Here is an 11684-nt window from a genome sequence, read left to right on the forward strand (position 1 = left end):
CGAAGACGGCCTCAATTATCGGGCGTTTCGCCGTCCCCCAGGAACGGCGGCATCGCCTCCAGCCGCGCTTCAAGGGCCGAATCGATCCAGCCTCTCAGAATGGGATGGTCAGACCTCCATTGATCCCGTAATCAGCCAGGGCTCCATTCTCGCGACTGTCGTAGCCGAAATCGGCCACGCCTCGGAGGTACACGGCCAGGTTGTGGCGGGTGGCCACATTCAGGCCCAAGGCGACTCTCAGACCACTGCGATTGAGCCACGCCCCAGGGACTTGCACTTGTCGAGAAGAAAAGGGGTAGTCCACCACCTGGTCATTGCCACCTGTCCTCCATGTCCCAAACCAACTCAGCCGTGCACTGGGCACAATCAACGTTGTACCTTGACGGACGGTTTGCGCAATGGAGACACCTAGATCGAGATTGGTCCAACTTGTATTGTTGGGGAGATAGTTTAAATTAAAGACGTTGATGCTCGTGTTGCCACCGCTGAGTTCGCCACCAGTTTCTACAAAGGCGTGCTCGTTAATCCCACTCCAGCTCAGATTGAGAGAAGGCGTCAGCAGCGTGTTTCGGCTCAGGTTAATTCGTCTTCCTGTGACCAAGGCAGCCGTGAAGCTCTCTGCCGATTTCTGGCCGGACGCTGAGAGCGCAGAGCTGTCCAGTTGAATGCCTCGTGTCTGGCTGCCACTGAACGTGCCGTAGCCTGCCAGCGCACCGATGAAGTAGGGGCCCGGTGACCACCTGCCATAAAGGCCGACTCCATAGGCCGTGGGAGACCAGCTACCTCCGCCATTTCCCGTCTGAATGACGGACAACGATCCAACCGAGCCATAGACACCCAATTGCGTGCTGGGAGACAATGACTTTTCAAGCCCGAAAAGTGATGCACCGCCACGGCTGTCTGCACGATTGACCCAGTTTCCCAGGCCCGGATTATCGATGTTCGTCAGGGATGTACTGAAACCACGTACCCAGGCCCTGAGCCTCCGGCGTTCTCCGTAGAAGTCGTTAGGTTGATCGGCAAAGGTGAAACGTTTGTCAGGGGCGTGAACAGACTTTGGGCCAGGTTGTTTCTCGCATTCCGCCTTGGCTTGAGCCAACGCTTTCTCCGAATCCACATATCGCTGTGGATTGGGCTCTGAGCCTCTACACAGTGGAATTTGAAGAGGTTCAACATCCAATGTACTGTTCAGTACAGCCATTGCAGAGTCGTTGAGCATCTTCTGAATGCCCGCCGGAGCCGCATCGGTATTGCGAGGGAAGAAGCCCGAAACGATGGCTTGAGGGGAAAGAGTGGCGGCGAATGAATTTGACAAGTCCTCGACGACCGCCTCCGGTGTTAACTCGCCTGTCACGGCCTCGACGACTGCCTCCGGCGTCACCTCGCCAGTGGTGGGAGGTTCAAAGGGATCAGGCAACTCTGGCTCAGGTTGGGAAAACTCCAGCAAGCCAAAGGCTGCGTTATCAATGAAGTTGCCAATGCTGAGATTTCCAGTTGCCGTCGACTCGGCGGTGTAGGCAAAACGAAATTGCTGGCCAGCTTCACCAATCAAGATATTTTTCTGTACGTAGTTCGTCCAGGCTTGGCCGGTCTGATAGGTATCAGAACGCACAGTCGTCCATACTCCATCCTTGAGGACTTGCACATCCAGCTTCATCGTATCGGCACCAGCCCGTCCACGATGCCAGAAGGAATAGGATAAAACTCCTGTTCTCCCCAAAGTCACTGTTTGTGAAAGGGTGCTTGGTCGCGTGGCATTCAGTTCGGCAAAGAAGTTACCGCCGCCGACGGGGAAAAACACATCGCCTGCGGCAGTGGCCTGAGCTGGCGCGATGGTAAAGACAGGTCCGCCAGATGAAGCACTGAAGCCTGAAGACCAGAGCTCTATCTTGTTATCAGAGGCTGATGTGCTCCAAGGGGGAACTTGTGAAGCATCAATCTGCCTGAAGAAGGACCCCGTAGGCGGACCCGGAGGATCCGGCGGGATAGGGAGCGCAGGTACCTGAGTTTCAAAACCCCCGTTCTGAATCAGATTTCCACGATCCTGAGCGCCAGCTTTTGGACTTTCTGCCAACAGGGAGAGCGCTAAACATCCGGTCGCCATGCGCCCAACGCCAGGCCAGCTTCCCCCACGAATCAATTCAATCAATGCGGCCGAACCGAAACGAAAAATTCGGGCGTCTATAGCATCATCGACTGGCTTCTTAACACCCCCAAGTCAGAACTCCCTGATCCACACAACCAGGACGGCAGGGCGAGGCTGACGCCACCCCTTCAGCTGTGCTCCCTCAGAAACCCGATCGTTCCTTCCAGCTCCTCAGCGAAGCGGTCGATCTCATCGGGGGTGGTAGTGAAGCCCAGGCTGGCGCGGGCGGAACTGGCCAGGCCGTAATGGCGGTGCAGGGGCTGGGTGCAATGGTGGCCGCTGCGGATGCACACACCCGCCGAATCCAGCAGGGCGGCGATGTCGTTGGCGTGCAGCCCGTCCACGCTGAACGCCGCCAGGGCAGCCCGATCAGGCTGCTGGTCGGGCGTGGGCCCCAGGATCCGCACGCCGTCGATGGCCTGCAGCCGCTCGAACAGGCGCCGGGTGAGCTGTTGCTCCCAGGCGTGGATGCGCTCCATGCCCAGGTTCTGCAGGTAATCGAGGGCGGCGCCCATGCCGATCGCCTCACCGATCGCCGGCGTGCCGGCTTCGAACTTGTGGGGCAGGTCGGCCCAGGTGCTGTGGTCCAGGTACACGTCATGGATCATCTCGCCGCCGCCCAGGAATGGCGGCATCGCCTCCAGCAGCGCCTCGTGGGCCCAGAGGAAGCCCATGCCCGTCGGGCCGCACAGCTTGTGGGAGGAACCCACCAGGAAGTCGGCCCCCAGGGCGGCGACGTCCACCGGCTTGTGGGGCAGGCTCTGGCAGGCATCCACCAGCAGCAGGGCGCCGGCCCCGTGGGCCAGCTCAGCCACCGCGTCGATCGGATTGAGGCAGCCCAGGGTGTTGCTGATGTGCACCAGGCTCACCAGCCTGGTGCGATCGCTGATCTTGGCCTTGAGGTCCTCCAGATCCAGCTCGCCGCTCTCGGTCACGCCCGCATGGCGCAGCACGCAACCCGTGCGGGCCGCCAGCAGCTGCCAGGGCACCAGGTTGCTGTGGTGCTCCATCACCGACAGCAGCACCTCATCGCCCTCCCGCAGGTTGGCGTCACCCCAGGTGCGGGCCACCAGGTTGATCGCCTCGCTGGCGTTGCGGGTGAACACGATCTCCCGGGCGCTGGCGGCACCGATGAAGCTGGCCACCTTGCCCCGGGCCGCCTCAAAATGGTCGGTGGCGCGGGCGCTCAGCTGGTGGGCGCCGCGGTGCACATTGGCGTTGTCGAGGCTGTAGTACTGCTGCAGCGCCTCCAGCACCTGGCGCGGCTTCTGGCTCGTGGCGGCGTAATCCAGGTAGATCAGCGGCTGCCCCAGGCAGGCCGTCTGGGCCAGCAGGGGGAAATCGGGGCGCGTCTGCACCGCCAGGTCGGCCACCACCGGGGTGCCCGCCAGCGGCGGCGCCGCGACCATCGGCGAGTTGGTGGAGGTCGGTGTCATCGTCCCTGCTCCCCCAGCAAGCTGGCCAGAGGCTGCCACGGCCGGGCGGCCTCAGGGAGTTCCTGCAGCACCTCCTCGCAGAAGCCGCGCAACAGCAGCCGGGCCGCCTGGTCGGCGGCGATGCCGCGGCTCTGCAGGTAGAAGAGTTCGTCCTGCTCCAGCCGGCTCACGGTGGCGCCATGGGCGCAGCGCACGTCGTCGGCCACGATCTCCAGCTCGGGCTTGGTGTCGATCCGGGCCCGATCCGACAGCAGCAGGTTGCGGCTCAGCTGGGCCGCATCGGTGCGCTGGGCGAGGCGCGGCACCTGCACGGCGCCGTTGAACACGCTGCGGCCCTGGCCGTCCGCCACCGCCTTGTGCAGCTGCACCAGCCGCCCGTCGGGGCCTTCGAACACCATCTGGCTGTGGGTGTCGCTGATCTGGCGGCCGTCCGCCAGCTGCAGGGCCTTGAGGGCACTGTGGGCCGCCCCCGCCCGCTGCACCAGCCGCGGCTCCAGCCGCCCCAGGGCCCAGCCGCCGTGGGCACTCACGCCGCTGAAGCGGCTGCCCGTGGCCTGCTCCACCGCCACCGTGGCCAGCAGGCAGCTGGTGTCGGCGCCGGAGGCCAGCAGGCCGTGGCGCAGCTCGGCGCCCTCGCCCAGCCGGGCCTCCAGCACCACGCTGGTGAGGTTGGCGCCGCCGCTGCGGTGCACCTGCAGGATCTCAATGGAGGCATCGGGTTCCAGCACCAGCAGCAGCCGCAGGGGCAGGATCCCCTCGCCGGCGCCGGCGTCACTCACCAGCTCCAGGGTGGTGGCAACCGGGCCGCGCACCCGCAGGGCCAGCACGTGGCGCGCCGTGGCGCCGTTGAGCAGCACCGGCCACAGCTCGGCGCTGCCGGTGGCGGCCAGCACCTGGCCCAGGGTTTCGTTCAGTTCGTCGCCGCTGATGGGCTCCAGGCCCGCCGGCAGGGAGATCCCGGCCAGGGGATCGCTGTGGCCATCCAGGCTCAGCCGCAGGCTGCCCGCGGCCGTCTCAGGCTGGGCGGCAGGGGCGGGGCTGAGCAGGGTGGGGCTCAGGGCGGTGAGGGGCGCCAGGTCGGTGAAGCGCCAGGCCTCCGCACGCCGTGAGGGCAGCGGGGTCTGCGCCAGGGCCTGGGCCGCCCGCGTGCGGCTGGCCGCCAGGGCATCGGCGCCAGCGGAGGCGACACCGCCGGCGTTCGCCAGCAGGGCGGCGATCCAGCCGCCCGGGGCGGCGCCCGCAGCCGCGGTGGGGGTGGAGAGCGAAGCGGCCACCATCTCAGCCCACCTCCGCCGGCGTGCGCTCGGTGGCCACCAGTTCGGCGTCGACCCAGTCGTAGCCGCGTTCTTCCAGTTCCAGGGCCAGCTCCTTGCCGCCGGTGCGCAGGATCCGGCCCGCCGCCATCACGTGCACGTAATCGGGGGTGATCACATCCAGAAGCCGCTGGTAGTGGGTGATCAGCAGGGTGGCGTTGTCGGGGCCGGCCAGGTGGTTCACGCCACCGGCCACGATGCGCAGGGCATCGATGTCGAGGCCGGAGTCGGTCTCGTCGAGAACCGCCACCAGGGGTTCGAGCAGGGCCATCTGCAGGATCTCGTTGCGCTTCTTCTCGCCGCCGGAGAAGCCCTCGTTGACGCTGCGCTCCAGGAAGGCCGGATCCATCTGAACCACCTGCAGCCGTTCGCGCACCAGGTCCTCGAAGGCGAAGGTGTCGAGCTCCTCCTCCCCCTTGCCGGCGCGGCGTGCGTTGGTGGCCACCCGCAGAAACTCCAGGTTGCTCACCCCGGGGATCTCCACCGGGTACTGGAAGCCGAGGAACAGGCCGGCCCGGGCCCGCAGTTCCGGCTCCAGGCTCAGCAGATCCTCGCCCTTGTAAAGAACGGTGCCTCCGGTGACGGTGTAGGCCGGGTGGCCCGCCAGCACCTTGGAGAGGGTGCTCTTGCCGCTGCCGTTGCGGCCCATCACCGCATGGATCTCACCGGCGCGGATCGTCAGGGACACCCCCTTGAGGATGGGCTGGTCCTCCACGCGGGCCGTGAGATCACGGATCTCAAGCAGTACGGGAGCGTCGGGGCGGATCACGGCGGGGGAGAAAAGGGCAGGGAACGGACAGGGAAAGAAGCGTTGGGCGGCCGGGGTGGCCGTGGGCCGGGATCAGCCGACCGAACCCTCGAGCTTGAGGGCCAGCAGCTTGTCGGCTTCGGCGGCGAACTCCATCGGCAGCTGGTTGAACACGTCGCGGCAGAAGCCGCTCACCATCATCGACACCGCCTCCTCGAAGGCGATCCCCCGGCTCTGCAGATAGAAGAGCTGGTCGGCGGAGATGCGGCAGGTGCTGGCCTCGTGCTCGATGCGGGCCTCCGGCTGCTGGGAGCGGATGTAGGGATAGGTGTTGGCGGCGGCCTGGTCGCCGATCAGCATCGAATCGCACTGGCTGTAGTTGCGGGCGCCCACGGCCTTGGGGCCCAGCTGCACCAGCCCCCGGTAGCTGTTGGAGGAGTGGCCCGCGCTGATCCCCTTGCTCACGATCGTGGAGCGGGTGCGGGGGCCCACGTGGATCATCTTGGTGCCGGTGTCGGCCTGCTGGCGGTTGTTGGTGAGGGCCACTGAGTAGAACTCGCCGACCGAATCGGCCCCCTGCAGCACGCAGCTGGGGTACTTCCAGGTGATCGCCGAGCCGGTTTCCACCTGGGTCCAGCTGATGTGGCTGCGGTCGCCACGGCACTGGCCCCGCTTGGTGACGAAGTTGTAGATGCCGCCCTTGCCGTTCTCATCCCCCGCATACCAGTTCTGGACGGTGGAGTACTTGATCGAGGCGTCGTCGAGGGCCACCAGCTCAACCACCGCCGCATGCAGCTGGTTGGTGTCGAACATCGGCGCCGTGCAGCCCTCCAGGTAGCTCACCGACGCCCCTTCCTCGGCCACGATCAGGGTGCGCTCAAACTGGCCGGTGTCGCCGGAGTTGATGCGGAAGTAGGTGGAGAGCTCCATCGGGCACTCGACGCCCTTCGGGATGAACACGAAGGAGCCGTCGCTGAACACCGCCGAGTTGAGGGCGGCAAAGTAGTTGTCGTTGCCGGGCACCACCGTGCCGAGGTACTTCTCGATCAGGTCGGCGTGGTCCTTCACCGCCTCGCTGATCGAGCAGAAGATCACGCCGTGCTCGGCCAGCTTCTCCCGGTAGGTGGTGGCGATCGAGACGCTGTCGAACACCGCATCCACGGCCACGTTGGAGAGGCGCTTCTGCTCGCTCAGGGGGATGCCGAGCTTGTCGAAGGTTTCCAGCAGCTTCGGATCCACCTCATCGAGGCTGGCCTTCTTCTCCTGCTGCTTGGGCGCCGCGTAATAGATGATCTCCTGGTAGTCGATCGGCGGATGGCCCAGGGTCGCCCAGTCGGGCTCCTCCATCTGCAGCCACTGGCGGTACGAGCGCAGGCGGAAGTCGAGCAGGAAGGCCGGCTCGTTCTTCTTGGCGGAGATCAGCCGCACCACATCCTCACTGAGGCCCTTGGCGATCTTCTCGGTTTCGATGTCGGTGACGAAGCCGTACTTGTACGGCTGGCTCACCAGATCGCCGACGGTTGCGCTGCTCGCCATGGGGAAGGGGGCCGGTTCAGCCGGCGGTGAGGGACTGGACGTCTTCGAGGCTGATGGTCTGGAGCTCGCCCCGGAAGGGGTTGTCCTCGGTGAGGAAGAGCATGCAGTGGCACTCCTTGCGCTCCCGCATCGGCACGCAGGGGCAGTTCCAGAACGCCTGGGCCACCTCAGCCTCCTTGTCTTCGTAGTGGCGGCAGGGGCAGAGGGCGCCACCCAGCTCGTCCTTGTGGCGGGCCAGACCCTCGAGCACCACGGCGGTGACCCCCGGGTCGCTGCAGAAGTAGGTGCCGGTGCGCTGGGCGTAGGTTTCCGCGAAACGGCGGATCACCTCCAGGCTTTCGGCACCGGCTGCGGGGGTCGTCGTGGTGGAGGCGTCGGTCATGGGCAGAGCGTCGGGTAGCGCGCACCGGTGGATCGAATAACGAAACACTTTGGCTTCGTTACTGCGGGAGCCTAAGGCACAGGCGGGGTCCGTTGACGGCATGGAGAAGTCATTGTGACGCCCCGGCGGGCACCACCGCCGGGCCCCCAATCCCCCGTCACGCGTGGCATGGTGTTTTGGTCTGATGACCGTCGTTTTGGTCAGACGCCCGTCATGAGCGCCCCCGCCCAGTCCCGCGGCCTTCCGGTCGTTCCCGCCGAGGGAAGCCATCCCACCCGGGAAGCGGCCCTCTCGGTGCTGCTGCGGGAGGGTGAGGCGACGGCCGGCCAGCTGGCGGCCGCCCTCGGTGTGTCGGTCCAGGTGATGCGCCGCCACCTGCGCAGCCTCGAGGACGACGGCCTGGTGGAAGCCAGCGCGCCCCACGAGGGCCCCGGCCGCCCCAGCAACGTCTGGCACCTCACCGCCCTGGGCCAGGGCCGCTTCCCCGACGGCAGCGAGACCTTCGCTCTCGGCCTGCTCCACACCCTCACCGAAAGCCTGCCGGCCGCCACCCTGGAGCTCGTGCTCCGCCAGCAGGCCGAGGAGAAGGCGGCCGACTACCGCCGCCAGATCGGCAGCGGCCCCCTGCACCAGCGGATCGAGCGCCTGGTGGAGCTGCGCCGCAAGGAGGGCTACGTGGCCGAATGCCGCCGCGACGACGATCCCGCCGCTTGGGTGATCAGCGAATTCCATTGTTCGGTGATGCGGATCGCCGAGCAATACCCGGTGGTCTGCGACCAGGAGCTGCGCCTGATCCGCCACACCTTCCCCGACTGTGCCGTCGAGCGGGTCCACTGGCGCCTGGAGGGGGGCCACAGCTGCGGCTTCCGCATCGCCCCCGTCACCGGGAGCCCCGTGGCCACCGGCCCCACCCCGGGCCCCTGAGCCGTGCTCAGCCCTGAGGAGCTGCAGGAGCTGGAGGCCACCCTGTTGCCCACCCTGGAGCGCCACCACCTGCGGCTCCTGGCCCATGGCCTGCGCACCCTGCAGGCCATCGCCGGGCGCCAGGCCGGCGCGCTCCCGCCAGACGCGGAAGTGGCGGCCTGGGCCGCCGCCCAGCCGCTGATCGCCGCCGATGCCGGCTTCGAGGATGCCTTCCTCACCCAGATGGGGCACGTGGCCGCCCAGCTGGCGGCCATCGCCGCCGACGCCGGCCGGGACCCCCTCGCCCTCGACCTGGCCGACCTGATCCACTGGGCCACCGGCGAGGCCGACCGGCGCCTCAGGCCCCCGGCAGCCCCGCCAGACCCGCCACCAGGCTGACCCCGGCCAGGGCGGCGACGGCGGCCAGCGCCCCCCGCCAGCCGGGCCGGTCCCCCTCCAGGACCGCCAGGGGCAGGGCCATCACCGGCGCCGTCGACAGCAGCGCCACGGCGAGCCCCCCCGGCAGGCCCGCCAGGGCGGTCTGCTGCAGGGCGATGCCGGCGCTGGTGCCCAGCAGGGTGGCGGCCAGGGCCAGGGGCCAGCGGCGCCCGGCCGGCCGTGGCCCCTGCACGGCCCGCGGCAGCCCCGCCAGCAGCGGCAGCATCACCAGCGCCGCCGCCGCCAGCCGCAGGGTGGCCGCCTGCAGCGGCTCCGGCCCGCCGGCCAGCAGTCCCGCCCGCGCCAGCAACGCCCCGCCGCTGCCACAGGCGAGGGCCCCGAGGGCCAGGGCCACCCCGGTCCCGTCAGCGGCCGCCCGATCGCTGCCCGCCCCATCACCGCCCGGAGGCGGCCCCCCCTCAGGCCCGTCCTGCCGGGGGGCGCGCTGGTGCACCACCAGCAGCACCGCCAGGGTGATCAGCCCAATCCCCAGCCACTGGGCCGGCCGGGGCACCTCCCCCAGCAGCGCCACCCCCGCCAGGCTGGTGACCGCCGGACCACCGGCATCGATCGTGAGGGTGCGCCGGGTGCCCAGCCGCCGCAGGGCCGCAAAGAACAGCGTGTCCCCCACGGCGATCCCCAGCACGCCGCTGAGGGCCAGCAACAGCAGCGAGCGCGGCGCCATCCGCCACGGCAGCACGAGGGCCAGCGGCAGCAGCAGCGCCACCGCCAGCAGGTTCTTGAGCAGGTTCAGCCGGGCGGCCGAGAGGGAGGTGGGCAGCCGGCGCCAGAGCAGGCTTGAGAAGGCCCAGCAGAAGGCAGCCGCCAGGGCGGCGGCGACGGGGGCGGCGGACAAGGGGCCGCGGGAGGGTGGGAGAGTTGCGATCATCGCCTGATCGCGCCCATCGCCTGAGGCCCCCTTGAGCGGATCCATCGCCGACGCCATCAGCTTCTTCCGGCTCAGCTGCGGCCGCTGGCGCTCCCAGCGCAGCAGCCACCACCTGCTGCACCGCCGCGCCGAGGCGGGCGGCTCCTTCATTGAAGTGGTGGAGTTGGAGGCGGCCGATCCGCGCCTGGAGGCCATCGCCGTCCTGCACGGCCAGGATCCCGCCGGCCTGGTGGGCGGCTGCCGGGTGCGCTGGAGCGGTTCGATGGCCTGGGACAAGGCCGGCGAGGCCCACGAGGGCGAAAGCGTCTTCGGCCTGATCCCCACCGATGAACGGGGCCGCAGCGGCCTGCTGCTGCGCGACCGCGGCTACGCCGAAACGGCGCCGGTGGCCGGCCACTTCGCCATGGACGACCGGGACGGCCTGCTGCTCACCACCAGCTACGAAACGATGAACAGCCTGGAGCGCTTCAGCTTCGCCGGGCCCGACGTGCGCCTGCGCACCAGCACCGTTGAGGGCCTCTCCAACACCGCCTCCTTCTGCGTCGAGACCCGCATCGCCGACGGGGCGGCCGGCGCGAGCGGCATCGACGCCGACGCCACGGGCACCCCGGCGAGCCCCGAAACCGCCTGCCTGTCGGCCCTGGGCTGGTGACGGAGACCGCGTTGGTGTTGTGTCGCCAACGTTACGGACTGTGAGCCCTGCCCTCCCGGGCCCGGGGCCGCCGGGGCCCTACTTCTACGATCCCCAACGACGGATGCCGGACCACGCGTGGCTCTTCCACTCCTCAAGTACGCCCCCACCTCCCAGAACTCGCGCGTTGCGCCGTTCCGGGTGGGTTCCGACGAGGACCCCAAGGCCGTGTCCATGGACAAGGCCATGGACCGGGAAGATCAGAATTTCGTGATCGAAGCGGCCTACCGCCAGATCTTCTTCCATGCCTTCAAGGTCGACCGCGACCGCACCCTTGAGTGCCAGCTGCGGGACGGACAGATCACGGTGCGGGATTTCATCCGCTCCCTGTGCCTGTCGGACACCTTCAACCGCAGCTTCTACAACCTCAACAGCAACTACCGGGTGGCCCGCCACCTGGTCGAGAAGCTGCTGGGGCGCCCGGTCCACGGCAAGGCCGAGGAAATCGCCTGGTCCGCCGTGATCATGACCAAAGGGGTCAAGGGCGCGGTGGACGCCATCCTCGACTCCGAGGAGTACCTGAACGCCTTCGGTTACGACACCGTCCCTTACCACCGCAACCGGGTGGTGGGCTCCCGCGAGGTGGGCGAAACCCCTTTCAACATCACCTCCCCCCGCTACGAGTCCTACTACCGGGGCATCCTGGGCTTCCCCCAGATCGTCTACACCGGCAAGTCCCGCAGCTTCCCCGAGCGTGCCCAGCAGCGCCGCGGCGGCTTCCCGCAGGACTACCTGCCATGGGTCCGCACCCTGCCCGCCCTGCGCGGCGTCGGCAGCGCTGCCGCCGGCAACACGGGCATGGACTACCTCTCCAAGGTGCCCTACCGCAGCATCGGCCGCTGAGCGCGGCCCTCGCCGGCCTCCGATTTCGCCACCCCTGCAGCGTCACAGCTGCAGGGGATTTTTTGTGTGAGCGCCTGGGGCGGGGGGGATCGGCCGCGCCACTGGCCGTCAGTGGATGCTGACCACGGGCGACCGCTCCTGCCCAAAGCCGGAAAGGTCCTCCAGACTGATCCCAAACGAATTCTGATGTTGTGAGCCAGAAGACGCTGACCTCCCTGGCGATGATGACGCTGCGCCAGCTGCGGCAGATCGCCAGCGACCTCGGCGTCTCGCTCTACAGCCGCAAGTCCAAGGAGGAGCTGGTGGAGGCCATCAGCACCCGCCAGGTGGAGGAGGGTGAGGGGCGCAGCCTCGAGCGG

At 67.9% G+C, this 11684-nt stretch carries 12 protein-coding genes; 5 read left to right on the forward strand and 7 right to left on the reverse strand.

From position 1 onward, the window contains the following. Nucleotides 1-94 precede the first annotated feature (94 nt). The 6 genes from VB738_RS14535 to VB738_RS14560 form a co-directional block, all read right to left on the reverse strand. Nucleotides 95-2104, reverse strand: coding sequence for an autotransporter outer membrane beta-barrel domain-containing protein (locus VB738_RS14535; RefSeq protein WP_323306424.1), 2010 nt, complete (start codon nucleotides 2102-2104; stop codon nucleotides 95-97). Nucleotides 2105-2274: 170 nt separating this feature from the next. Beyond that, entirely contained in the window at nucleotides 2275-3555 is a 1281-nt protein-coding gene (locus VB738_RS14540; protein ID WP_323306435.1) for a SufS family cysteine desulfurase, read from the reverse strand. A 23-nt stretch (nucleotides 3556-3578) separates the two neighbouring features. Beyond that, entirely contained in the window at nucleotides 3579-4859 is a 1281-nt protein-coding gene (gene sufD / locus VB738_RS14545) for a Fe-S cluster assembly protein SufD (RefSeq protein ID WP_323306425.1), read from the reverse strand. A gap of 1 nt (nucleotide 4860) precedes the next feature. Further along, nucleotides 4861-5664 carry a Fe-S cluster assembly ATPase SufC gene (sufC, locus tag VB738_RS14550; protein ID WP_323306426.1) on the reverse strand — a complete coding sequence of 268 codons (804 nt, stop codon included), beginning with the start codon at nucleotides 5662-5664 and terminating at the stop codon, nucleotides 4861-4863. A gap of 72 nt (nucleotides 5665-5736) precedes the next feature. Further along, on the reverse strand, nucleotides 5737-7179 hold the full coding sequence (gene sufB, locus VB738_RS14555; RefSeq protein ID WP_323306427.1) for a Fe-S cluster assembly protein SufB: 1443 nt from the start codon (nucleotides 7177-7179) through the stop codon (nucleotides 5737-5739). Between the two features lie 16 nt (nucleotides 7180-7195). Beyond that, a complete protein-coding gene (locus VB738_RS14560) occupies nucleotides 7196-7561 on the reverse strand; it encodes a ferredoxin-thioredoxin reductase catalytic domain-containing protein (RefSeq protein ID WP_106222794.1) in 366 nt (121 codons plus the stop codon). A 213-nt stretch (nucleotides 7562-7774) separates the two neighbouring features. Between VB738_RS14560 and sufR the strand changes: the two genes are divergently transcribed. Then, complete coding sequence (gene sufR, locus VB738_RS14565; protein WP_323306428.1) at nucleotides 7775-8485, forward strand: iron-sulfur cluster biosynthesis transcriptional regulator SufR; 711 nt, start codon at nucleotides 7775-7777, stop codon at nucleotides 8483-8485. A 3-nt stretch (nucleotides 8486-8488) separates the two neighbouring features. Beyond that, on the forward strand, nucleotides 8489-8863 hold the full coding sequence (locus VB738_RS14570) for a hypothetical protein (protein ID WP_323306429.1): 375 nt from the start codon (nucleotides 8489-8491) through the stop codon (nucleotides 8861-8863). On the opposite strand, the gene VB738_RS14575 is transcribed toward VB738_RS14570, so the two are convergent. Beyond that, nucleotides 8823-9791 carry a DMT family transporter gene (locus VB738_RS14575; RefSeq protein WP_323306430.1) on the reverse strand — a complete coding sequence of 323 codons (969 nt, stop codon included), beginning with the start codon at nucleotides 9789-9791 and terminating at the stop codon, nucleotides 8823-8825. The genes VB738_RS14570 and VB738_RS14575 overlap by 41 nt on opposite strands. A 31-nt stretch (nucleotides 9792-9822) precedes the next feature. Here VB738_RS14575 and VB738_RS14580 point away from each other — a divergent pair, with 31 nt between their 5' ends. From VB738_RS14580 to VB738_RS14590, 3 genes are all read left to right on the forward strand, one after another. Then, nucleotides 9823-10443, forward strand: coding sequence for a phycobiliprotein lyase (locus VB738_RS14580; RefSeq protein WP_323306431.1), 621 nt, complete (start codon nucleotides 9823-9825; stop codon nucleotides 10441-10443). Between the two features lie 117 nt (nucleotides 10444-10560). Next, nucleotides 10561-11325 (forward strand): phycobilisome rod-core linker polypeptide, encoded by a 765-nt coding sequence (locus VB738_RS14585; RefSeq protein WP_323306432.1) that lies wholly within the window; start codon nucleotides 10561-10563, stop codon nucleotides 11323-11325. Nucleotides 11326-11546: 221 nt separating this feature from the next. Beyond that, a partial coding sequence (locus VB738_RS14590; RefSeq protein ID WP_323306436.1) for a Rho termination factor N-terminal domain-containing protein occupies nucleotides 11547-11684 on the forward strand: 138 nt, incomplete at its 3' end.

This window comes from Cyanobium gracile UHCC 0139, from assembly GCF_034931325.1.
Lineage (GTDB): Bacteria > Cyanobacteriota > Cyanobacteriia > PCC-6307 > Cyanobiaceae > Cyanobium > Cyanobium gracile_B.

Bases quoted from the DNA above. Each gene is read 5' to 3' on its own strand.
- VB738_RS14535 (WP_323306424.1), bottom strand. From the start codon at position 2,104: ATGGCGACCGGATGTTTAGCGCTCTCCCTGTTGGCAGAAAGTCCAAAA.
- VB738_RS14540 (WP_323306435.1), bottom strand. From the start codon at position 3,555: ATGGTCGCGGCGCCGCCGCTGGCGGGCACCCCGGTGGTGGCCGACCTG.
- sufD (WP_323306425.1), bottom strand. From the start codon at position 4,859: ATGGTGGCCGCTTCGCTCTCCACCCCCACCGCGGCTGCGGGCGCCGCC.
- sufB (WP_323306427.1), bottom strand. From the start codon at position 7,179: ATGGCGAGCAGCGCAACCGTCGGCGATCTGGTGAGCCAGCCGTACAAG.
- VB738_RS14560 (WP_106222794.1), bottom strand. From the start codon at position 7,561: ATGACCGACGCCTCCACCACGACGACCCCCGCAGCCGGTGCCGAAAGC.
- sufR (WP_323306428.1), top strand. From the start codon at position 7,775: ATGAGCGCCCCCGCCCAGTCCCGCGGCCTTCCGGTCGTTCCCGCCGAG.
- VB738_RS14575 (WP_323306430.1), bottom strand. From the start codon at position 9,791: ATGATCGCAACTCTCCCACCCTCCCGCGGCCCCTTGTCCGCCGCCCCC.